The following is a 21,694-nucleotide window of genomic DNA, read 5'->3' as shown; positions in this document are numbered from 1 at the left end:
ACACAAGGTGCAGCTTGTACTGCCACTTACGCAGTTTGTCGCGACAGTGTCACGACATTTGGGCTGGAGCCACTTTGTCAACTAATTGCCCCTCAAAAGGCTGGACAAGCATGAGCGCCAAGCGGGCGAAGAGGCCCCCATCGGCCTCATCCTGCGCGCTGAACCCAGCCGCGAACAGGTGTAGCTACTGCAAATGCACAAAGACGGCATCACCGTGGCCGAATACTGGACCGAACTGCCGCCCAAGGCGGAGCTGGAGCAGCATCTGCACCAGGCTTTGATTGAGGCAAGGGAACGGCTGGCGCGGCGGTGGGTGTTGTTGGAGGGGGCAGGATGCGGATGACTGAAGTGCGCGAACGCTTGGAATTCCCCGTGGTGGCGTTACCCGGCGTGGGGCATATGCCAGCGCCTGGGAAGAATGGGAAGGAAGCGGCGTGGGTGTTTTATGCGCCGGCTACTCGGGCGACGCAGAGGTTGGTGAAGGGGTGATTGGGGACGGGATTTTCGCAAATCAATTGAGCAAATAGATCTTCAAAAGTTGCTAAGGACTCGTGTGATTTTGCTCGCTTGGCAGTCACACTATTTGAAAACAGAAAACATTAAAGGAAGATATATGCTTCTCGGAATAGGTTTAAAGAATTACAAAGTTTATAAAAATATCCAATTTATTCCAATTTCATCGGGCGCAAGTTTTACAGCTTATCTTGGGCCTAATGGGATTGGAAAAACCTCCATTTTTGAGGCCCTGGATCGTTTCTTTAATGGTGGTGATTGGATCACCAACAATGAATCGAAGAAGGACTCAGATGATTCCGCATTTGTTTCTCCTTTATTTTTAATTCCAATAAATGAAATCTCGTTAACAAAGAAAGAAAAGAAACTGGCTGGCCTGTTAAGTGCCTTTTTTTGGGATTTCTCGGTAGCACCTTACAATTCTTTTGTCAAATCCATTATTGAAAGCATAGCTGCAGCAGCTACTTTAGGTTGCAATAAAGACACACATTATCTATTTGTACTCGGAAATACATATAAAACTAATGAAATAGAAATACCTTTTTTTGGAAATGACATTAAGAAAATTTTTGAAGAACACATTGATGTTAACTTCGAAGAGCTCGCGGATTTGCTAAAAAAGATCAAATCCCATTATAGATACATATACCTTCCAGCTGAGGCTGACTCATTGACATTTAGCAAAATGGAGTCCGTGTATATTCGAAAACTTTTGGATGAAGATATTAAGAAGAAAATTCAAGATTCAATTAGCAAAAATAGCATTGATGATATAAATAAAAAACTTAAGGAATTCATTGATCAGATAAATGAAACTCTTGATCAATATGTATACAAAGGCAAGCGCAAAGATCAACTGACAGTAAATGATCTTATCGAAAGAATTTTTTCAGCCTATTTTGGAATAAAAGTTTTACATAAGAAAAATGGCGGAAAGGAAACAACGATAAAGGACTTAAGCTCGGGAGAAAAGAGGCAGGCGTTGATTGATCTTTCATATGCGTTGATTTCTCGATCAGAGCTAAAAGACTACCGGGTCATACTAGCTATCGATGAGCCTGATGCATCAATGCATGTTGCCGCTTGTCATGATCAATTTGAAAAAATAGCCAGAATACCAACACTGTGCAAACCCGTCCCGCAAGTTCTAATTAACACTCACTGGTACGGTTTCATTCCAGTAATACGTTCTGGCACAGCACACTCATTATCTCGAGGCGAAAATTCCATCGAATTTTTCTCCTTCAATTTGGAAAATTTTAGAGAACATATTAATCAGAATTTCACTAAATCTCATGGAAAGTATCCGAAAGAGGTCGAACTAAAGAGCTACCAGGACATGATCCAGTCAGTTGTTGTTAGTATGCTTCGCGACAAGCCATACAACTGGATATTTTGCGAAGGTCTATCTGATAAGATATATCTATCACACTATTTGTCAGATCTTATTGAAAATAGAAGTCTACGAATCGTTCCTCTCGGAGGCTTCAAACAGGTACGCCGCGTGTATGAATATCTCTCGGCACCTCTGAGCGATAAAGAAGCAGGCTTCAGAGGAAAAGCTCTGTGCATCGTAGATACGGATGCACAAAAGGAGCACGTTGAATTAAGAAAGGATGCAAAAAATCTTTTTTTTAAAAGATTAGTGCGCGACGAGAGTAAATTGGAAGTTGTAGCTCTTGATGTCGATAGTCAACATAGTTTTCCAACGGAAATTGAGTTTGCCTTGCGTGAAGAAGTTTTCAAAACGTTACTTGAATCTCCAGGTCTGTACAAGGGTATCGAAAAATTCTCAGTTCTTCAGGAGATCGTGAAGGAAACATCCGTAACTGAAGGCTCAAACAATCTTTACGACTATCTAAATCTTGGGCCAAAACAAAAAAAGCGATTGATGAATGAATTTTTCGATATTGACAACAATAAAATTTCTTTCGCAAAAGCCTATATAGCTTGCGATCCAGATAGGTCTTTTGAACCCAAATGGATCGAAACCATAAGACAAATCATTAAGGGGTAACATGCCGAGAGTATTGGATTTGCTCTGCTATTGATAGCTGCTTGCAAATAACTCACGAGGGCTGCAGCCCTATTTCAATCTCAAATCCCGCCCATTCAGCCAGCTTCTGCTGCAGCCCTTCTTTGCTGGGTAAATAGAGCTGGTAAGCGCCGGTGTGCTCAGGTAGCTACCAGCTCAACCAAATAGAAGAGGTCCTCTCGCCATGCACGAAATCATCTGCCCCCACTGCAACAAAGCCTTCAAGATCGACGAGGCGGGGTATGCCGACATCCTCAAGCAGGTGCGCGATGGCGAGTTTGAGCAAGCTTTGCACGAACGGCTGGAGCTGGCCGAGCGGGAAAAGCGCGACGCGATTGCCTTGGCCAAGGCTGAGGTGACCAACACGCTTCAAAAGGCTGCGGCTGCCAAAGACACCGAGATTCAGGCGCTGAAGGCCCAACTGGACGCGGGCGAGGTGGCGCGCAAGCTGGCGGTCACAGAGGCCTTGGGCGCGGTGAGCAAAGAGCGCGATGTGCTGGCCAACGAACTGGCCCAAGCGCGCAGCGCCCAGCAGGCGGCAGCACAGTTGGCAGAGGCCAAGTTGGCTCATGCGCTGCAGGCCGAAGCGGCCAAAAAGGACGCCGAAATTCAGGCGCTGCAAGCGAAGCTGGCGGCCAGCGACACCGCGCGCCAGTTGGCGGTGAATGAAGCCGTGGGGGTGGTCGCCCGCGAGCGCGATGGTTTGAAGAATGACCTGAGCCTCATCGCCGTCAAGAGTCAGCTGGAAGAAAAGGCCATCAAGGAAAAGTACGAACTGCAGATCAAGGAGCGCGATGGCGCGATTGAGAGCCTGCGGAACTTCAAGGCGCGACTATCGACCAAGATGGTGGGCGAGACGCTGGAGCAGCACTGCGAGATTGAGTTCAACCGCATTCGTGCGGCGGCCTTTCAGCGCGCGCATTTTGAGAAAGACAACGACGCGCGCACCGGCAGCAAGGGCGACTACATTTTTCGCGAGGCGGATGAGCACGGCACCGAGATCGTCTCCATCATGTTTGAGATGAAGAACGAGAGCGATGAAACGGCCACCAAGAAACGGAACGAAGATTTTCTGAAAGAGCTGGACAAGGACCGCACCGAGAAAGCCTGCGAATACGCGGTGCTGGTGTCCCTGCTGGAGCCGGAGAGCGAGCTGTACAACAGCGGCATCGTCGATGTGTCGCACCGCTATCCGAAGATGTATGTGGTGCGGCCGCAGTTTTTTGTGCCGCTGATCACGCTCTTGCGCAATGCCGCGTTGAATTCGTTGAAGTACAAGTCCGAGCTGGCGCTGGTGCGCTCGCAGAACGTGGACATTACGAAGTTCGAGACCCAGCTCGACGAATTCAAGACGGCGTTTGGGCGCAATTGGCGCCTGGCCTCCGAAGGCTTTGAAGAAGCTATTCGGCGCATCGACGAAGCAATCAAGGACCTGGAAAAAACCAAGGAAGCGCTTCACAAGTCAGCCAACAATTTGCGCCTGGCCAACGACAAGGCCGACGACCTGACAATCAAAAAGCTCACACGCGGCAACCCCACGATGGCGGCCAAGTTTGCTGAGTTGAACAATAGTTAATACACCCCATTCCGAAGCCCCCATGCAACTCGGCTACACCATCCCCTTGTGTCAGACGCGCCCTGTTTTGAGGTGGCGCTGTGCACGCCCATGGCGTGAATGCTACTGTGTTAGTAGCATGTTGCCTTTATTTTACAAGGGCTAGAGGCCTATTTATCAAATAAGCGTGACAGCCTCACGCAGCAAATCCGCCGTCATTGGCAAGCCTCGCCTTTCAAACGCCTCAAACAACTCTTGCGCTGGCCGCGCAGGGTTGGTCCAGCGGTCACGCATTTTTTTGATGGCGCTCAGCGCCGGTATCTTCTGCAGCTGCAATTGGTTCATCACAAACTCGTCGGGGTGCTGCACTTCAATGCCGTAGGGCTGCAGCACATCTGCTGGAAAGTCTTTGGTGTTGAAGGTGACGATGGCGTCGGCGTGCCCGGCAATGGCTGCAGCCACAACATGCCGGTCGTCCGGGTCGGGTAGGTCGATGCTGGTGATCAATCTCTCATAGTTGGTCACCAGGGAGTCGGGCACGCTGGCGTTCATCCGCTCAGCAAGCTGCGGCAGTTTGGCGGCAATCTCGGGCCGGTCTTGGGCCAGGTGGCGCATCCACTCGGCGTGGATGGTGGTGGTCCAACGTGCGTGGTAAAGGCGCTCAACGGCCAGACTCAGAAGGGTGTCACGCATCAGTTGCGGGTACAGGACATTCGCATCCAGAATGGCCGTGTAACGCGCCGAGCCAGCCACTTACAACTCCAGCCCCAGGTCTTCAGACAACTTGGTCAGGTCTTGCAGGGCCTGTTCAGACTGCTCTTGCTGCGCAGCCTGGTAGCGGCGCAGTTCTTCGAATTCGATGCGGCGGTGGCGGTTGACCTTGCGGCATGCCAGGCGGTTGGCCTCGATCTCTTTGATCACAAAAGGCCGCGACACATTCAGAAAATTGGCGGCCTCTTGGGTGGTGAGTTCGTGTTTTTGCGGTACCAGCAGCATGGGCTCTTGTTTGGCCATTTGCCGCAGCACGTCGGCAAAAAAGCGCAGGGCACGGGGCGGCAGTTTCAGCACCGGGGTTTCATGCTTGGCTTCGCCCTCTTCGCTCACATCCAGAATGATGTTGATGTGGTCCGCATTGGAATGGTCCAGCGCGGTCATAAGGCATTGGTGGGCAATGGCAGCCATGTCGGCTTCAGCGTCATTGGCGGGGTCAAGCACTTCCTGGTCTTTCATGGGGTTCTCCTTGGCGCGGTGGCTTTGGGTCAGGCCAGTTGCAATGGGTGGAAATAATAGCATTATTCGAAATAAACGCAACGTTCGAAGCAAATGAATGTACCAGCTCACTTAATATTTGATAGCTATTAGCCCAATATATTAGAGGGCTAGAGGCCGATTTGACGTATAAATACGTGCATTGTTCAACCCACCACCAAAAGGCCACTCCTATGCAACTCGGCTACACCATCCTCTATGTGCCAGACGTGCCCGCAACGCTCAAGTTTTACGAAGCGGCTTTTGGGCTGACAACGCGGTTTTTGGACGAAAGTGGCGACTATGGCGAGCTGGACACCGGCAGCACCACGCTGGCGTTTTCAGCCCACCGCCTGATGCAGCAGCTGGGCAAGAACCCGCAGGCGGCCGATGCACACGCGCCCTGCTTTGAGATTGCGCTGTGCACGCCCGATGTGCCCGCCGCACTGGCGCAGGCCATTGCCGCCGGTGCCACGCCGATGCGCCCGGTCGAGGTCATGCCCTGGGGTCAGACCATCGCCTATGTGGCCGATATCAATGGCTTTCTGGTGGAGTTATGCACGCCCATGGGCTGGGCATTGCCGTTAGGCTGATGATTCAATTGTGATAGCTACTAGCCCTTATTGAACGAGGGCTAGAGGGCTATTTGGCACACAACTCGTATCCCGTACTCCGCCCCCCGCCCTCCAGCCTGCCCAGCACGCCACGCGCCAGCAGGTCGTTGATGTCGCGCAGTGCCGTGTCTGCGGAGCATTTGCCAATGGCTGCCCATTTGGCGTTGGTGAGCTTGCCCTCCATGCCGTCCAGCACCCGGTTCAGCACCAGCGTTTGCCGCGCGTTCATGGGGGTGCCTGCCCAGCGTTGCCAGAACTGGGACTTCATCAGCACACCAGCCAGCATGCCATCAGCACCCTGCACGGCGCGCAGCAGGCAGGCCAAAAACCAGCTCAGCCACGGCGTGACGTCCAGCGTGCCGCGCTGGGTGGCTTCTAGCTGGTCGTAATACTGTTTGCGCTCGCGCTGTACTTGGGCGCTGAGGCTGTAGAACCTTTGAGCCGCGCCCTCGACGCGGGCCAGCGCCATGTCACCCACGGCGCGGCTGATGCGGCCGTTGCCGTCGTCAAACGGGTGCAGGGTCACCAGCCACAGGTGGGCCAGACCGGCGTGGATCAGGGCGTCGCCAGCAGGGGCGGCGTTAAACCATTGCAGAAAAGCAGCAGTCTCTGCGGGTAGTGCGGTGGCGGGCGGCGCCTCAAAGTGCACTTTTTCTCTGCCCACGGGGCCGGACACCACTTGCATGGGGCCTGCGGCGTCGTTGCGCCAGGTGCCCACCTGTATGCGCACCCGGCCGCTGTAGCCGGTGGGGAACAGGGCCGCGTGCCAGCCAAACAGGCGCTCTGCGGTGAGCGGCTGGGCGTGGTGCTGGGTGGCGTCTAGCACCATGTCAACCACGCCGTCCACGTTCCGGTCGGCGGGGGCCAGCGCGCCAATGTCCACGCCCAGCCTGCGGGCGATGGAGGAGCGCACGGCGTCCAGGTTGAGCGCCTCGCCTTCAATGGCGCTGGTGGTGATGACTTCTTGCGTAAGGGCTTGCAGCGTGGCCTGGTCGCGCTGCGCCAGCCCCAACTCGGCCATGCGGCCCGCCAGATGGCCCTGCGCGCGGTGCACCTGCGCCAGCGGCGCGGCCAGCGCAGCCGCGTCAAACCGCCACTGCGGCCAGTCGGGGCGCTGCCAAAGGTAGGTGCGCCGGGGTTGGGGTTTGTCGGTAAACATGCGGTGATTATGTGGCTTATTCGCCGCTTTATGTGCGTCAAATAAAGGTGACATTCGCCGCGCTGGGTGCAATGCATGCACGGTGCAAGCATCAGAGTCCACACAATGACTCTAGTTTTAATAGCTGCTTGCGCTTATTCAACGTGGGCTAGAGGCCGATTTGGCATAAAACCCTGCGGCAATGACTGGTTCAGCAAAGCTGGGGTTTCAACCTTACAGCGCAGGTGCGCGCAGCTACCGGGTACATTGCCCAGCGACGCCACGGCGGCACGGCGGAGCCCGCCCTTTCTCCCTCCCCAACACTTACAGGAACACTCTATGACCAGCGCTATGTACACCCACTCGGTTCCCGTCTTCAAGCAGATGCTGACGGCTTTGAAAACCATTCTTGCGCAGGCAAGCGAATACGCTGGCGCCAAGTCAATCGAGCCCGACGCCTTGTTGCAGGCGCGGCTGGCGCCCGACATGTTTCCGATGATCAAGCAGGTGCAGATTGCCGCCGATTTCGCGCGTGGTATCTCGGCACGACTGGCGGGGGTGGAGGTGCCAAAGTTGGAAGGGCAAGAGAAGAGCTTTGCCGATCTGGATGCGCTTTTGACGCAGACCCTGGCCTTTTTGGACAGCGTGAACGCTGCGCAGTTTGAAGGCAAGGAAGGCGCTGAGATCGTCTTGCGCCCCGGCACGCCCAAGGAGAAAAAACTCAATGGGCAGGCCTACCTGGCGAACTATGGTTTGCCGCAGTTCTTCTTCCACGTGACGACCGCCTACGACATCCTGCGCCACAACGGCTTGACTATTGGCAAGCGCGATTTCATGGGCGTGTATTGAAGGCAACCGGGGAAGGTTCCGGTGGCAGGCGAACGGTTCATTTTTGATAGCTTCTTACGCATATTCAACGAGGGCTAGAGGCCAATTTGGCATATAAATACGTGCATTGTTCAACCCACCTCCACGAGGCCACGCCATGCAACTCGGCTACACCATCCTCTACGTGCCAGACGTGCCCGCCACGCTCAAGTTCTACGAAGCGGCCTTTGGGCTGAAGACGCGGTTTTTGGCCGAGGGCGGCGACTACGGCGAGCTGGAAACCGGCAGCACCGCGCTGGCGTTCTCAGCCCACCGCCTGATGCAGCAGCTGGGCAAGAACCCGCAGGCGGCCAATGCACACGCACCCTGTTTTGAGATTGCGCTGTGCACCCCCGATGTGCCCGCCGCGCTGGCGCAGGCCATTGCCGCCGGTGCCACGCTCATGCGCCCGGTCGAGGTCATGCCATGGGGCCAGACCATCGCTTATGTGGCCGACATCAATGGTTTTCTGGTGGAGTTGTGCACGCCCATGGGCTGATCACCTTGCGGCTGATTTGGGCTTGACTCAGCCCGCCAGCCCCGCCAGCCCCGGCATCCTGAGCTTTTCTTCCAAAACTCATCACCATGCAACTCCCGACCCTCATAGATGCCGGTCTCATCGACTGGACGATCTACACCTACCTTTTTTACCTGCTGTTCGTGGTCACCATGGCGGCCAAGGCGGCGTGGGACCAGCTGAGCATCGTGCCCCGTGTGCTGCTGGTGCCTGCGGCACTGGTTGCGGTGTTGATGGATGTCTTTTTCAACCTGGTCCCTGCGACCGTCATTTTTCTGGACCTGCCGCGTGAACTGCTCTTCACCAAGCGGCTGGAGCGTTACAAAGCGCAGGGGGCTGGATGGCGCTACACCGTGGCACGCTGGATTTGCCAGAACCTGCTCGACCCCTTCCAGCAAGGGGGACACTGCAATTCGTAAAGGCGGTGACGCCACTCGCGCGCGTTAAGCCAACATAAACCGCGCGAGCATCAAACACCAAAGCCTGTATCACGACGGGATTCAGGCTTGTTGGGGCGTCAGTGCTAGTTCCTGAGTTCATAGCAGTAGACCCTTATTGGCAGAGGGCTAGAGGCCAATTTGGCACTACAAACTGGGCGGTGGCGTCTGCCCGGCGGCGGGGCTGCTGCTGGCAGCTTGCGCGGCGGGTGTGGGCGCTTGCCCGCCCTTCCAGCGCCGGACCACCCGTTGGAAGATCAGCGCATTGGGAATCTGCAGCAGGGTGCCCGGGGTGGGGCTGTCGCTGTCTTCGAGCGAGGTGTAGAGCAGGTTGATGTCAACCACGCGGCCTCGGGCGCCAGGTTTTTCGGCCACGTCCAGCAGCTCGATGCTGTCACCCAGCCGGTAGGGCCGCACGGTGAAGATCAGGAACGCGCAAAACAGGTTGGACAGCACGCTCCAGGCAGCAAAAAAGGCCACCGCACCCACGGTGGCAAAGCCGGTGAAGGCGGTCCAGAGCACGGTGGCCGACACGCCCAAGCGCTCCAATACCAGCATCAGGGCCGCCAGCATGATGGTCCAGCGCAGCAGGCCTTTGAGCGGCATCGTTAACTCAATCGGCAGCAGGTAATGTCGGCCAACGCGGCTCACCGCCCGGCGCAGCAGGTACTGCAGCAACCACGCCACCAGCAGGATCAGCAGAATCTGCAGGCCCGGAACAATGATTTCAAGCCAATCGCGTGTCCAGTCGGGCAGGTAGGAGGTGAAGGGTCGAAGCATGTGGGTCGGTCAGAGCGGTTGGCACAAAGCCCGCATTTTCCACGCATCGGCTGCACCACCCGCCAGGCTTTAGGCAAGGCCACACTGAAGGGCCACTGTGCTGCAGCGCAACGCCATCGAAACGGGCGGTCTTATGTCGGTACATCAGTCTGTATGTCAGATATATACCGAAACTTGTTTTGAAACAATGAGTTAGTGCTGTTCGTAGGCATCGGCCTCTGCCTCTGGCCACAGCTGCGGAAACAGAAAACGCAGCGCATGCTGCGGCAAACCAAAACGCACCTTGCCTTGCGGCGAGTCTGACTTGAGCAAGCCGCGTTTGACCAATGCCCCCAGCGCGTCGGTGGCGCCCCGGTCGCTCATGCCCAGCATGGACTTGAAGTCTCCGCGCGTCATGTCTTCGCCACTCAAAAACAGGTAGTGCAACGCGCGTAGCGACTCCTGGCGCACGCCTTGTTTGACGACAGTTGACTCAAACACTAGGCAGGCTTCGATGCGCGCTTTCATGGTTGCAAAGTCGAGCATGTTGCCCATGAAGTGCACCTGATCCAGGCAGGTGTCCAGCACATAGTCGGCCCAAGCGATCAGGGCCTGTTCACTCAAGTTGCCGCGCCCATCCAAATCGCCCCGGCGCAGGCTGTCGGCATCGGCCAGTAGGGCGTAGTAGCGCTCGGTGCTGCGGGCAAATCCACGCAATGGTGACCATAGGCCACCGGTGTAGCCCAGCGCACTGAGCAGGGTGTGGGTGTGCAAGCGCATGACGCGGCCGTTGCCGTCCACAAACGGGTGCACCCAACCCAGGCGTTGGTGCGCGCAGGCCATGGCCACCAGCGCGGCTTCGCCACGGCGCACACCACCGTAAAAGCTGGCCCATCGTTGCAAAAAGCCAGGCACGCTGGCTTGGGCAGGTGCTACATGCTGGCCGACCTGCACGTCCTGCTGGCGCAAGGCGCCGGGCACGATGGGCGCTTGTTCCGGGGTCAACAGGTCGGCGGCGGGCAGCCGGCCAAACAATTCGCGGTGCAAGTCCTGCACCGCTTCCACCGAATACAGCGCGGCGGCACCGTCTGGCCGGCTGTAGCGTTGCTCCAGCGCTTGCTCGGCCTGGATGTGCGCCAGCGCCAGTCGCTGTTTGGCTGCCAGCACCGCGTCTTGGGAAAAGTCTTGGCGCAAGGCCTGATCAATCTCACGCGGGCGGGTGTGCTGGCCTTCGATCCGGTTGGTGTAGTACGAATTCATGTTGCGCAGCAGGCCGCGCAGCTCCGGCGGAACACGGGTGCCCGCCAGGGGGGAGGCCACGCGAGACAGGTCATGCGCTTTGGTCAGCAGTGGCTCCAAACGTGCATCGGACGGGATCAATGGCTCAAACTGGTGGGGTGCGCTGTACATGCTTACGATTTTGCCAAGTTTTATTGGCTTGTAAACTATTGTTTTACTTATATTTAATTCAATTATTGCTAACTTATATGCCAACTTACATGGCAATCTTGTTATTGAGTTTGTGCAAGCAAGCTTGCGTGTTGAACGTGGAGCGTTCATTTTTCAATACCAACCATGCAAGGATGCCCCTTTCACGAGTGTGACGAGTCCTTGAGCCGGTCTTTCTTGCAACGACACCTGACATTGGGGTCTCGCGTACCATCCCCCGGTTCAAATCTGCTCAACAATCCGCGCTCTGCGCAAGCCCCGGAGAAAGCCATGTTCAGTCATGTGATGGTTGGTGTGAAAGACCTTGAGGTCTCCAAGACGTTTTACGACGCTGTGCTCGGCACGCTCGGCATCGGCCCAGGGGTGGCCAACAAAAGCCGCTATTTCTACCGCAGCCCCACCGGCGCGTTTGGCATCACCCTGCCCATCAATGGTGAGCCCGCGACCCATGCCAATGGCAGCACCATCGGTTTTGCCATGCAGTCGCCCGAGCAAGCCGATGCTTTCCATGCAGCTGGTCTGGCCAACGGCGGCACCACGTGTGAAGACCCGCCGGGCTGGCGCGAATTTCCCACCGGGCGAATCTACTTGGCCTATCTGCGCGACCCGGACAACCACAAGATTTGTGCGGCGCACCGGCCTGCCAACTAGTCTTCGCGCTAAACCATGCGCCTACGCCTGTTCCGCTTAGGTGACGAGCCCTTGTTACGCGCGGTGTTTCACGCGTCGGTGCATGGACTGGCCCGTTTTACACTGGAATTCACCCCCACCGGAGACCACCCAGATGAGCATTCAGATCCAGCGCAAACCCGGCGCCCCCCTGGCCCAGACCATCCATATTGGTGAACACGAGCTGTGCGCCGATGTGTCCGCCGCCGAGGGCGGTGGTGACGAAGGCCCGAGCCCGCACGACCTGTATGACGCCGCACTGGGTGCCTGCAAGGCGCTCACCGTCATGTGGTTTGCCAAAAAGAGAAACATCGCGGTGGACGATGTGCACACCGAGGTGCTGCGCGACAGCAGCCAGGAGCGCAACGGTGTCTACAAGCTCAGCACCCGGCTGGTGATCAGCGGCAGCTTCAGCGAAGCCGAGCTGGCGCAACTGACCGCCGTGGCCGACAAGTGTCCGGTGCACAAGCTCATGACCAGTGTGACGACCGAAATCACCACCACCGTGGAGCGGGCCGCATGAGCGCGCCGCAGCTGCTGGGCGCCCATGCCCATGACCTGGGCGGTGGTTTTGTGGTGCGCCGTTTGTTGCCCGCCGCGCAACGCCAGGCGGTGGGGCCGTTTCTCTTTTTTGACCACTTTGGCCCGGTCACCGTCACACCGGCTGACAACCACGATGTGCGGCCACACCCCCACATCGGGCTGGCGACGCTGACCTATTTGTTTGACGGCGTCATCCTCCACCGCGACAACCTGGGCTACACCCAGCGCATCGAGCCGGGTGCCATCAACTGGATGACGGCGGGCAGCGGCATCGTGCACTCCGAGCGCAAGCCCGAGGCCGAACGCAACAGCACGTACGTCAACCACGGCCTGCAGCTGTGGTTGGCGCTGCCCGAGTCCGCGCAAGAGGTGCCCGCGAGTTTTGTCCACACCCCGGCCAGCGCCATCCCCGAGCTGCAGGACGGCTGCGCCCAGGTGCGTGTGCTGGTGGGGCAGGCGCTGGGCGCCCAGTCGCCAGTGGCCACCTTGTCACCCACGCTGTACCTCGACATTCGCCTGCCCGCCCATGGCCAGTGGACCTTGCCGATGCTGGCTGACGAGCAGGCGGTGTATGTGGTGCAGGGTGATCTGCAACTGGACGGCCAGCCATTGGCACCGAACACCCTGGCCGTGCTGAGTGAGAGCACCGTGCTGAGCGCCGGGCCAGAAGGTGCTCGTCTGATGGTGGTAGGGGGTCAGCCACTGGGGCGGCGGTTCATCTGGTGGAACTTTGTGTCAACCAGCAGGGAGCGCATCGAACAAGCCTCCCGCGCCTGGGCCGCCATGGACCCCAGCCAAGGCATGGGCCAGGTGCCGGGTGAGGCGGAACACATTCCGCTGCCAGAACGCAAACCTTCTCGCACCGAGAGCGGCGCGGCTTAACGGCTGCGCTGCATGGCCCACCCCATTGGCCCCCAGCCGATTCCCCAGCAAGGACATCACATGAACAAAAACCGCCTGGAAGCCTTCAGCGATGGCGTGATCGCCATCATCATCACCATCATGGTGCTGGAGTTCAAGGTGCCGCACGGCGCGCAGTGGGTCGATCTGCTGCCGCTGTGGCCGGTGTTTCTGAGTTATGTGCTGAGCTTTGTCTACGTGGGCATTTACTGGAACAACCACCACCATCTGTTGCATGCGGCCAAGCAGGTGAACGGCGCCATGTTGTGGGCTAACCTGAACCTGCTGTTCTGGCTGTCACTCATGCCGTTTACCACCGCCTGGATGGGTGAGAACCACTTTGCAGCCGCGCCGGTGGCGCTGTATGCGGCAGACCTGTTGTTGTGCGCCATCGCCTACAACCTGCTGCAAGCGCGCGTCGTCAAGTCGCTGGGACCGGACTCGCCCTTGCACCAGGCACTGGGCAAAGACCTCAAAGGCAAGGCCTCGATTGCTTGTTACTTGGCGGCGGTACCGCTGGCGATGCTGGGTCTGCCCTGGCTGGCTGGCATGGTGTTGGCGGCCATGGCGCTGATCTGGCTTATCCCCGACCGGCGGATTGAGCAGCGGCTTCTTGCCGGGCAGCCGCGTTGAACGCCACGTTCCTATGCCACAGGCCTTGAGGGGACGTGTCAGAGTTTGGTGCTGGCGCTCTGACAGGCACGGCGCACAATGGCTTGCCAAAGGAACGCTTGTATGCACCGTCGACATTTGATCTCTCTTGCTTTTTTCCTGCCCTTGGGCGGCCTGACCTTGGCCGCTGTGGCCGATACCCTGGTGCAGCCAGACGACGCGACGCAGGCGCTGCCGCAGTTCAAAGTGTCTGCTGCGCGCTTGCAGCAAGCTGTGGCGCAGCGTTTTCCGCTGCGTTACCCGGTGTCGGGGCTGTTGAATCTGGACCTGCAGGCGCCGCAACTGAGCCTGCTGCCCGCACAAAACCGTCTGGGCGCCGAGATGGCCATCGATGCGGCAGGCCCGGCGCTGCAGGGCAGCCACCACGGCGCGCTGGCGCTGGACTTTGCGCTGCGTTACGAGGCCAGCGACCTCACGGTGCGTGCCCACCAACTGCGTTTTAAACAGCTGACCATGCCCAGCTTGCAGCCCCGCGTGGCTTTGCTGCTCAACACCTACGGCCCCACTTTGAGCGAGCGCGCCTTGATGGAAGTGGTGTTGCACCGCCTGCAGCCCAGCGACCTGGCGCTGCCCAACAGCATGGGTCTGCAGCCCGGCAGCATCAGCGTGACCGACACCGGGCTGGTGATTGGTTTTGTGCCCAAGCCTTTGAGCCCGCCCTGAGGGCGCCTGTACCCCAGCAGCGCTGGAGTCTGCCTTACGGCTTAGGTGCCGCAGCTGCTTGCTGGGCAGCCGCTTGACGTACCGCGTCCCAATGGTGCTTAGGGATATGGCCCACAAACCGCTCCACCACCAGGTCCATCACCTCGGTCGTGATCTCATGGCCCAGGTAGGGAATGACATCGGCGGTGAGGTCACCACCCAGGGCCACCAGCCGTTGGGCGGCGGTCACGCAGTGCCCGTAGTGGACCACCGGGTCTGACTTGCCGTGGAAAAAATGCAGCGTGGTTTTGTCTGGCGCGTGGGTTGGCAGCTGGGCATAACGCCCTGACAGCGCCACGATGCGCCCGGCCAGCCCGGTGTGCACCTGCGCGGCTTCCAACGCCAGGGTGGCGCCTTGGCCAAAGCCCAACACCGCCGTGGCGCTGGGTTCCACACCGCTGCTTTGCTGCCAGAAACGCAGGTTCTGAATGAAGGCCGGCACCACCGCTGCCACCCGCTCGGCGTGGTTGTCGTCGGTGAGCCCCTGCTCTGAAAACCACTGGGCACCGCCGGGTTGGGTGTCGCTGGGGGACGGGGCCTGCACGCTGACGATGAACGCCTTGGGAAACTGCAGCGCCAGCCGCTGCCCCAGGGGCAGCATGTGCTGGGCGCTGGCACCCACACCATGGTGCAGGATCAGAAGCTGTTGTGCGGTCTGAGTGGGTTGCTGGAGGATGATGGCGTCGGACACGGTCAGGCCTTGTGAGGGGTGGTGTTGCAGGGGGGAGCTTGGGGCACAGTTTAAGGGGGCGCCACCGCAGGGGCGGCGATCTGCGCCACACGCGCCAGCAACTGGTCAACATAGTGGTCTTGAATGCCCAGGTGGGTCAACTGCTCGGCCAGCTGTTCGAGGTATTGCCGATTGCTGCCGATGAAGCCAGACGCTGTGGCGATGGCTCTGGCGGTCTTGTCCAGCGGTTGCCGACCCACATACTGGCTGCTGGCGGGGTTGGACACAAAAGCCAGGGCACACAGTGGGCCCTGGGGTGTGCTGAGTGGCAGCATGGCTGGCACATAACTGCCCTGGATCATCTCGCGCCGCCAGAGCATGGCCAGCTCGTTCTGCAGCTGATGGGCTGCGATGCGAAAGGCCAGGCCGATGCAGCAGCCCGCTTGGTGTTCGAGTGACAACATCAGCGCCGGACAGTCCACCGTGCCACGGCCCATGTCGACCTTGAAGGAAAAACAGCGTTGGTAACCCGCCAGGCTGGCCAGGCGAACTTCCGCAAACTCAAAGCCCGGGTTCCACATCAGGGAACCATAGGCAAACACCCACAGGTCCTGCCTTGTGTCGATGTCGGCCAGAAAGACTTCCATCGAGGTCTGCAACACCTGGTCTGACAGACGCCAGTTGTCCGGGCGGCCCTGGCTACGGGCCAGCGCGTCCCAGGCGGCCATCACCTCGGTGGTGGCGCGCAGCGCCGATTGGCATGGTGCGCTCACCTTGCCCCGAAGCTGGGGCAGGTGGGCAAAGGCGTCGGGTGTTGGCGGCATGGTCTCGCTTCAGAGGGTGCTCAGGCTTTGCGGGCGTCCAGGCTGAAGGCGCCTGCACCGTTGGCCGCCAGGGCCAGCAAGCCGCCCACCACCGCGATGTTTTTCCAGAACAGCAGCTGGGTGACAAAGGCCTGGTCTGCAGGCACTGCCCAGTAAGCGTGGAAGAAGAACGACGCCGCCAGGGTGAAGACCGCCAGCACCAGCGCAGCGATCCGGGTGCCAAAACCGGCCAGCAGCGCCAGGCTGCCGACGATTTCAACCACCAGCGCCAGCACCGCACCCACCACCGGCAGAGGCAGCCCCACCGACGCGATGTAGCCCACGGTGCCGGAAAACCCGGTGAGCTTGCCAATACCTGCGGGCAGGAAGAAGGCAACGAACAACAAACGCGAGGCCAGGGCCAGGCTACTTTGGATGGACTTGGACATGATGGTGTTCTCCGCTTGGTAAAAGAGTTGCATGTGGAGCGTCGTCGGCTGGGACGGGATTAACCGCCGTGGTTGTCGTTGAGAGAGAACTCACCCGAACGTTGGGCTTGCAGCAGCTCGGCCAGCACCTGTTCGCGGGTTTTGCCTGCCTCAACGGCTTTGACCGGGTATTGGCTGGGGTAGAGCTCGTTGAGCTTTTTGCCGGAGTCACCGTTGGCAACGATGTCGCCGGTGCGTTGGGCTTCCAGCAGTTCGGCACGCACTTGGGCACGTGTTTTGCCGGCGGTTGTGGCGGCGGAGGTGTTGTCGGCGGGGTAAGCAGCCTCGGCATTGGCATAACCAGCGGTCAGGGCAGACAGGGTGATGGCGAGAACGGCAGCGTAAGTGGTTTTCATGGTTCAAATCCTTTAACAGTTGATAAGGTGAATCCGGTGGGGCCTGTGGCCTTTTCCGGTGTCATCGCGTGGCCTAGAGGGTTGCATCGCGTTGATGGGATGAACTGTAAAGTTTCTAATTCAATAGATAAACAACCAAACCATCACCGATACATTGCTGTATTCACAACAATCAACCCTGTTTGTCACCCGTGGCGGGGGTCTTGGGGCCTGGGTCGGGCTTGGTCTGTGGGCTGGGCCACACGCCATAATCGCCGCTCCCCATGCCCACGCTCCCTGTGTCTCCATCCACCCCCCACGCCGTCTCCCGCCTGCGCACCGAACGCCTGGCGCGTGCTGTCAAACCGTTTCGCATGCGCGGAGGCCCGGCCGAACGCTGCCCCGGTTGCCGGGTCATGTTCAGCCACTGTTTTTGTAACTTGCGCCCGAACGTGAGCACCCAGGCGGGCGTCTGCCTGCTGATGGCCGACATCGAACCACTCAAACCCAGCAACACCGGCTGGCTGATTGCCGACGTGGTGCGTGACACCTTTGCGTTCAGCTGGGCGCGCACCTGGGTCGACCCGCGATTGCTGACGCTGCTGGCCGACCCGCAGTGGCAGCCTTATGTGGTGTTTCCGGGGGAGTTTGTGACACCCGAGCGGGTGGTGCATGCGCTGGTCCCTGAGGCGGCGGCGCCAGGGCAGGCGTCCAAGCGCCCGCTGTTTGTGCTGCTGGATGCGACCTGGGCCGAGGCAGGCAAGATGTTTCGCAAAAGCCCGTACCTGAACAGTTTTCCGGTGCTGAGCCTCAAGCCCGAGCAGGTCTCGAACTACCGGCTGCGTCGCTCCAGCCGCAGCGACCACTTTTGCACTTCGGAAGTGGGGGCCCTGTGCCTGGAACTGGCCGGTGAAAACCACGCGGCCGAGGTGCTGGCCACGTACCTCGATGTGTTCACCCACCACTACCTGCAGGCCAAGAACCAGAAGCCGCTGGACCTGGAAGACGCCGCGCATCTGCGGCTGCAGGCCCTGGCGGCTGCGCCTGTGCAGGCGCAGGCAGGGCTGCAGCGGGAACCTCAGTAACTACCGTTGTTGTAGCTGTCAGCCCTTATGCAATAAGGGCTAGAGCCTTAATTTGCCACTGTAAAGCGCTGCTGGATGTGGCGCGGCTGTTCCAGCTCGTCGACGATGGCCACGGCCATGTCTTCCACCGAAATGGCGGCAGGTGCCTCACCCTCGCCGGGCAGCGGGTGGTCCAGACCGGTGCGGTACTGGCCGGTGCGCACACCTGGTGCCAGGATGATCGGGGGCGACAAAAAGGTCCAGTCCAGGCTGGTTTCGAGCTTGAGCCTGTTCAGCGCCTCGCGCGCGGCCAGGGCGCCTTGTTTGTACTCGGCCGGGAAACCAGCGGTGTCCACCAGTTGCACACCGGGCGCCACAAACAGGCTGCCTGCGCCACCCACCATCAAAAAGCGTTTGACACCGGCTTGCTTTGTGCCTGCCACGATGGCGGCGGTGCCTTCCAGGAACAGGTCGTGGATGCGCGGCTCGGTCCAGCCCGGGTTGTAGGCGCTGACGACGGCGTCATGCCCGGCCACGGCCTGTGCCACTTGGGCCGCGTTCAGCGCGTCGGCCTGCACCACGGTCAAACCCGGCTGGGCGCTGAGTTTGGCCGGGTTACGCGCCAGCACGGTGACCTGGTGGCCGCGGCTCAACAACTCGGTCAACAAGGGGGCGCCGACAAAACCTGTGGCGCCAACGAGTGCAATTTTCATGGTGATCTCCGGTGTGTTTAAGATGCTGATAGTGTCTTTGCTTCACAAAGCATTGACTAGATGGTCAATTTGACTAACACTGTGAAGTAAAACTAATGAATAGGGCGCAACACATGGCGCAGATGGACCAACTCAAACGCATGGCGGTGTTTGCCGAGGTGGTGGCCACCGGCTCGCTGTCGGCAGCGGCACGCCAGCTGCAGATGACGCCCTCGGCGGTGAGCCAGCACCTGCGCCAGCTGGAGTCGGCCCTGGGGCTGGCGCTGTTACACCGCTCTACCCGCAAGCTCACGCTGACCGAGGCCGGTGAACGCTACATCGAAGGCTGCCGTGCCATGGTGGCTGCGGCCCGCAGTGCCGAGCAGGCGCTGGCGCGCCACCGCGACGAGCCCGAGGGTGAGCTGCGTATTGCCGCGCCGATTGGCATGGGCGGCTTGCTGGCGCAGGCGCTCGCGCCCTTGCGCCAGCACCCCCGGCTGACGCTGCGCCTGCTGCTCGACGACGCGCTGATCGACCTGATAAAAGAGCGGGTGGACATCGCCCTGCGTGCAGGCAAGCTGCCTGACTCCAGCCTGGTGGCGCGCAAGCTTGGCGGCATGGCCGCGCAGATGTGCGCCGCACCGGCCTACCTGGCCGAGCGCGGCTGGCCGCAGCAGCCGCAGGATCTGGCCACGCACGACTGGCTTGGCGGCAGGCCCTCAACCGGTGGTGACGACACCTTGCTGCTGCACAACGCAGCCGGTGACGAGGTGGCGGTGCAGGTGCACAGCCGCGCCCACGCCAGCCAAGTCACCGCCTTGCACGCCCTGTGTGTGGCGGGCTGGGGCATCAGCGTGGTGGTCAGCGACGATGACCGCCGCGCGCTGGTGGACGGGCGCCTGCTGCCGGTGTTGCCGGGCTGGCAGCTGCCCGTTATGCCGATTTACGCCATCACCCCGCGCCGGGGTGAACAGCCCGCCAAGGTGCGCCATGCGCTGGCGCTGCTGACCGCGCACTTTGAACAGGCGCCTTGACTGCTACTGTATTAATAGCTGCCTTCCCTTGTTGTTAAAGGGCGAGAGGCCAAAAATACCTTCAGGTGCCGCGCCTGACCTGGCGAAACGTCAGGTTGATACGCCGCCTGCCCAGCAGCGCATGTTCCCCCTCGGCCAGTGCCGCCACACCATGAAACGCCAGCCGCGACGGACCACCCCACACCACCACGTCGCCATGCACCAGCCGGTAACGTTGCGGCCGGTCTTGGCGGCTGCTTGTGCCAAACAGAAACACCGCAGGCAGGCCCAGTGACAGCGAGACGATGGGTGCGCTCAGGTCCTGCTCATCGCGGTCCTGGTGCAAGGAGAGTTTGGCGCCGGGTTGGTACTGGTTGATCAGGCAGGCGTCGGGCGCAAAATGCGGGTAACCGGCCAGCGCTGCAGCCTGCTGAGCCAGCGCCAGACCAACAGCGGGCATGGCTGGCCAAGCCTGGCCTGAGAGCGGGTCTTGCGCCGCATAGCGGTAACCACGCGGGTCGGACACCCAGCCCAGTGGGCCGCAGCTGCTGGTCGACACTGACATGGTGTAACCGCCTGGCGTTTGCATATGCCGTAGCGGTGCCTGTTGCAGCACGGCCTCAACCGCTTGCAGCAGTTCGGGCGCTTCGTTCAAGACGAAACCACGCAGCAGCAGTGCACCCGGCCCGAGGCTTGTGGGTGTCGCATCCGGCTCCGGTGGCAGGTCGTCAAAGAGGTCCATGGCACGTCCGTTGCATTCCTTTATTGATAGCTATTGGCCCTTGTGATCAAAGGGCTATAGGCCAATTTGATGCACAAGAATCGGTCCATCAACCCGGCACCAGCTCAAACGCGCCGAGCGGCTGCGCCTGGCCGTTGAGCAATACCGCCACCGGGTGGGCCCCAGGGTAGTGTTTGCGGGTCGTCATCTCAGCCAAGGAGAGTTTTTTGGACAGTTGCACGGTCTGACCGGGTGCCAGCTCCAGCGTGGTCAGTTTGAACACCTTGGCGCGGGTTTGACCATTGGCCTTGACATAGTGCACCGCCAAGTCCACCAGCACTTTTTGCGGCTGCTTCTGGGCATTGGTCAAGGCAAAACTGATCTGCACCGCACCACCCATCACCGCTTGGCCGGGGCTGATCTGGACCTGGCCCACAGCCAGCTGCGCGGCCTGGCCAAAACCCAGCACGGTGAGCGCACCGGCTTCGCCGCGTTTGACCGCCGAGCGCAGCGCGTGGTTCACGATCCAGGCCCGCTCTGGACTGGCATCTTGTAGCCAGGCCTGGGTGATGCGGGTCAACAGCTCGGGGTGGTCCTTGCCAATGTCGTTGAGGTTGTTGGCCACCGAGCGGCGCACATAGAGCGCCGGGTCGTCCTTGAGCAGCTCCAGCAGGGCCAGCACCGGCGTCGGGTCGGCCTGGAACTGACGCAAGCGTGGCGCCCAGGGCAGGCGCGGGCGCGAGCCCTCAGACACCAGGCGGCGCACATGTTCGCTCGGGTCGGTGGCCCAGACCCTGAACCGCGCCAGTGTGGCTTGCGTGTGCTGCTCCAGAAACGGGCGGATGCTGAACTCGGCGCTGAAGCGCTGGGTCAATGCGTGTTGGGCGGCCATCGACGCCTCGAAGTGGTCCAGCCCGTAGCTGGCCACAAACAAGGTGTGCGGCAGGTACAAAAACGAGCCCAGCGTCAGGCTCGGGTCGCGGCCATGGGGTTGCTCTACCGACGCCATCAGGATGGCCAGTGCCTCAGGGTAGTCGCCCGGCAAGAAGCGGCGCAGTGCTCGGGCGATGTGTTGGCCACGCGCCATCAGCGCCAGCTCCTCAAAACCGTCCATCACCTCGGCCACAAAACCGGCAGAGTCAAAGGCCGGGTAGACCGGTGCAATCATGCTGGTTATGGCCTGTGGCACGTCGGCGCCGTATTGTTTGATCAGGGGTTCAGCCATGGTGGAGGGTGCTTGTGTTCAAGAGGTGTGACATGGGATTGTTGACCCAATGTCTGGCAGATATA

The 21,694-nt window shown here is 59.6% G+C and carries 26 protein-coding genes; 14 read left to right on the top strand and 12 right to left on the bottom strand.

The genetic code is table 11. The features are described from left to right. Positions 1 to 193: 193 nt before the first annotated feature. The 3 genes from FDG13_RS20860 to FDG13_RS06060 all read left to right on the top strand — a co-directional run bounded on the left by FDG13_RS20860 (position 194) and on the right by FDG13_RS06060 (position 4,124). Positions 194 to 343: a hypothetical protein gene (locus tag FDG13_RS20860; protein ID WP_218942642.1), complete on the top strand. Its 150-nt coding sequence runs from the start codon at positions 194 to 196 to the stop codon at positions 341 to 343. Between the two features lie 210 nt (positions 344 to 553). After that, positions 554 to 2,530: an AAA family ATPase gene (locus FDG13_RS06065; protein WP_180125913.1), complete on the top strand. Its 1,977-nt coding sequence runs from the start codon at positions 554 to 556 to the stop codon at positions 2,528 to 2,530. A gap of 202 nt (positions 2,531 to 2,732) precedes the next feature. Then, positions 2,733 to 4,124: a DUF2130 domain-containing protein gene (locus FDG13_RS06060; RefSeq protein ID WP_180125912.1), complete on the top strand. Its 1,392-nt coding sequence runs from the start codon at positions 2,733 to 2,735 to the stop codon at positions 4,122 to 4,124. A gap of 156 nt (positions 4,125 to 4,280) precedes the next feature. Here FDG13_RS06060 and FDG13_RS06055 read toward each other — a convergent pair whose 3' ends face one another. Further along, a complete protein-coding gene (locus FDG13_RS06055; protein WP_180125911.1) occupies positions 4,281 to 4,856 on the bottom strand; it encodes a PIN domain-containing protein in 576 nt (191 codons plus the stop codon). Then, a complete protein-coding gene (locus FDG13_RS06050; RefSeq protein ID WP_180125910.1) occupies positions 4,857 to 5,333 on the bottom strand; it encodes a helix-turn-helix domain-containing protein in 477 nt (158 codons plus the stop codon). 212 nt (positions 5,334 to 5,545) lie between these two features. Between FDG13_RS06050 and FDG13_RS06045 the strand changes: the two genes are divergently transcribed. Beyond that, positions 5,546 to 5,944 carry a VOC family protein gene (locus FDG13_RS06045; RefSeq protein ID WP_180125909.1) on the top strand — a complete coding sequence of 133 codons (399 nt, stop codon included), beginning with the start codon at positions 5,546 to 5,548 and terminating at the stop codon, positions 5,942 to 5,944. Between the two features lie 49 nt (positions 5,945 to 5,993). On the opposite strand, the gene FDG13_RS06040 is transcribed toward FDG13_RS06045, so the two are convergent. Beyond that, complete coding sequence (locus FDG13_RS06040; protein WP_180125908.1) at positions 5,994 to 7,124, bottom strand: Fic family protein; 1,131 nt, start codon at positions 7,122 to 7,124, stop codon at positions 5,994 to 5,996. 318 nt (positions 7,125 to 7,442) lie between these two features. On the opposite strand from FDG13_RS06040, the gene FDG13_RS06035 reads away from it, so the two are divergent. The 3 genes from FDG13_RS06035 to FDG13_RS06025 all read left to right on the top strand — a co-directional run bounded on the left by FDG13_RS06035 (position 7,443) and on the right by FDG13_RS06025 (position 8,906). Beyond that, positions 7,443 to 7,952 (top strand): DUF1993 family protein, encoded by a 510-nt coding sequence (locus tag FDG13_RS06035; RefSeq protein WP_180125907.1) that lies wholly within the window; start codon positions 7,443 to 7,445, stop codon positions 7,950 to 7,952. 136 nt (positions 7,953 to 8,088) lie between these two features. Next, on the top strand, positions 8,089 to 8,469 hold the full coding sequence (locus tag FDG13_RS06030) for a VOC family protein (protein WP_180125906.1): 381 nt from the start codon (positions 8,089 to 8,091) through the stop codon (positions 8,467 to 8,469). An 86-nt stretch (positions 8,470 to 8,555) separates the two neighbouring features. Next, positions 8,556 to 8,906, top strand: coding sequence for a hypothetical protein (locus tag FDG13_RS06025; protein WP_180125905.1), 351 nt, complete (start codon positions 8,556 to 8,558; stop codon positions 8,904 to 8,906). Between the two features lie 165 nt (positions 8,907 to 9,071). Here FDG13_RS06025 and FDG13_RS06020 read toward each other — a convergent pair whose 3' ends face one another. Next, positions 9,072 to 9,704: a mechanosensitive ion channel family protein gene (locus FDG13_RS06020; protein ID WP_180125904.1), complete on the bottom strand. Its 633-nt coding sequence runs from the start codon at positions 9,702 to 9,704 to the stop codon at positions 9,072 to 9,074. A 192-nt stretch (positions 9,705 to 9,896) separates the two neighbouring features. Then, the gene (locus FDG13_RS06015) at positions 9,897 to 11,093 is read right to left on the bottom strand and encodes a Fic family protein (protein ID WP_180125903.1); all 1,197 of its coding nucleotides are present in this window, start codon (positions 11,091 to 11,093) and stop codon (positions 9,897 to 9,899) included. A 309-nt stretch (positions 11,094 to 11,402) separates the two neighbouring features. Between FDG13_RS06015 and FDG13_RS06010 the strand changes: the two genes are divergently transcribed. The 5 genes from FDG13_RS06010 (at position 11,403) to FDG13_RS05990 (ending at position 14,579) form a co-directional block, all read left to right on the top strand. Then, positions 11,403 to 11,783 (top strand): VOC family protein, encoded by a 381-nt coding sequence (locus FDG13_RS06010; RefSeq protein ID WP_180125902.1) that lies wholly within the window; start codon positions 11,403 to 11,405, stop codon positions 11,781 to 11,783. 133 nt (positions 11,784 to 11,916) lie between these two features. Next, positions 11,917 to 12,324 (top strand): OsmC family protein, encoded by a 408-nt coding sequence (locus FDG13_RS06005; protein WP_180125901.1) that lies wholly within the window; start codon positions 11,917 to 11,919, stop codon positions 12,322 to 12,324. After that, a complete protein-coding gene (locus FDG13_RS06000; RefSeq protein ID WP_180125900.1) occupies positions 12,321 to 13,226 on the top strand; it encodes a pirin family protein in 906 nt (301 codons plus the stop codon). Before FDG13_RS06005 ends, FDG13_RS06000 begins: the two co-directional genes overlap by 4 nt. A gap of 60 nt (positions 13,227 to 13,286) precedes the next feature. Beyond that, positions 13,287 to 13,877: a TMEM175 family protein gene (locus FDG13_RS05995; RefSeq protein ID WP_180125899.1), complete on the top strand. Its 591-nt coding sequence runs from the start codon at positions 13,287 to 13,289 to the stop codon at positions 13,875 to 13,877. 102 nt (positions 13,878 to 13,979) lie between these two features. Then, positions 13,980 to 14,579, top strand: coding sequence for a DUF1439 domain-containing protein (locus tag FDG13_RS05990; RefSeq protein WP_180125898.1), 600 nt, complete (start codon positions 13,980 to 13,982; stop codon positions 14,577 to 14,579). Between the two features lie 34 nt (positions 14,580 to 14,613). On the opposite strand, the gene ypfH is transcribed toward FDG13_RS05990, so the two are convergent. Genes ypfH through FDG13_RS05970 form a run of 4 tightly spaced genes read right to left on the bottom strand, consistent with a single transcriptional unit; the run spans position 14,614 to position 16,935 of the window. Further along, on the bottom strand, positions 14,614 to 15,309 hold the full coding sequence (gene ypfH / locus FDG13_RS05985) for an esterase (RefSeq protein ID WP_180125897.1): 696 nt from the start codon (positions 15,307 to 15,309) through the stop codon (positions 14,614 to 14,616). 50 nt (positions 15,310 to 15,359) lie between these two features. Then, a complete protein-coding gene (locus FDG13_RS05980; RefSeq protein WP_180125896.1) occupies positions 15,360 to 16,112 on the bottom strand; it encodes a gamma-glutamylcyclotransferase in 753 nt (250 codons plus the stop codon). A gap of 20 nt (positions 16,113 to 16,132) precedes the next feature. Then, positions 16,133 to 16,540: a DoxX family protein gene (locus FDG13_RS05975; RefSeq protein WP_180125895.1), complete on the bottom strand. Its 408-nt coding sequence runs from the start codon at positions 16,538 to 16,540 to the stop codon at positions 16,133 to 16,135. Positions 16,541 to 16,599: 59 nt separating this feature from the next. After that, positions 16,600 to 16,935, bottom strand: a complete 336-nt coding sequence (locus tag FDG13_RS05970; RefSeq protein WP_180125894.1) for a DUF4148 domain-containing protein — start codon at positions 16,933 to 16,935, stop codon at positions 16,600 to 16,602. Between the two features lie 263 nt (positions 16,936 to 17,198). Here FDG13_RS05970 and FDG13_RS05965 point away from each other — a divergent pair, with 263 nt between their 5' ends. After that, a complete protein-coding gene (locus tag FDG13_RS05965; protein WP_180125893.1) occupies positions 17,199 to 17,999 on the top strand; it encodes a tRNA-uridine aminocarboxypropyltransferase in 801 nt (266 codons plus the stop codon). A 47-nt stretch (positions 18,000 to 18,046) separates the two neighbouring features. Here FDG13_RS05965 and FDG13_RS05960 read toward each other — a convergent pair whose 3' ends face one another. Further along, positions 18,047 to 18,691, bottom strand: a complete 645-nt coding sequence (locus tag FDG13_RS05960; RefSeq protein ID WP_180125892.1) for an NAD(P)-dependent oxidoreductase — start codon at positions 18,689 to 18,691, stop codon at positions 18,047 to 18,049. Positions 18,692 to 18,786: 95 nt separating this feature from the next. Between FDG13_RS05960 and FDG13_RS05955 the strand changes: the two genes are divergently transcribed. Continuing rightward, positions 18,787 to 19,704, top strand: coding sequence for a LysR substrate-binding domain-containing protein (locus tag FDG13_RS05955; protein WP_255435123.1), 918 nt, complete (start codon positions 18,787 to 18,789; stop codon positions 19,702 to 19,704). A 61-nt stretch (positions 19,705 to 19,765) separates the two neighbouring features. On the opposite strand, the gene alkB is transcribed toward FDG13_RS05955, so the two are convergent. Beyond that, positions 19,766 to 20,425: a DNA oxidative demethylase AlkB gene (gene alkB, locus FDG13_RS05950; protein ID WP_180125891.1), complete on the bottom strand. Its 660-nt coding sequence runs from the start codon at positions 20,423 to 20,425 to the stop codon at positions 19,766 to 19,768. Between the two features lie 88 nt (positions 20,426 to 20,513). Next, positions 20,514 to 21,629 carry a DNA alkylation repair protein gene (locus tag FDG13_RS05945; RefSeq protein WP_180125890.1) on the bottom strand — a complete coding sequence of 372 codons (1,116 nt, stop codon included), beginning with the start codon at positions 21,627 to 21,629 and terminating at the stop codon, positions 20,514 to 20,516. Positions 21,630 to 21,694: the final 65 nt, after the last annotated feature.

The sequence above is a fragment of the Rhodoferax sp. BLA1 genome, from assembly GCF_013416775.1.
Classification (GTDB): Bacteria; Pseudomonadota; Gammaproteobacteria; order Burkholderiales; family Burkholderiaceae_C; genus Rhodoferax.
The sequence above is the reverse complement of the archived record's forward strand: the minus strand, read 5'-3'. Positions and strand labels throughout refer to the sequence as shown.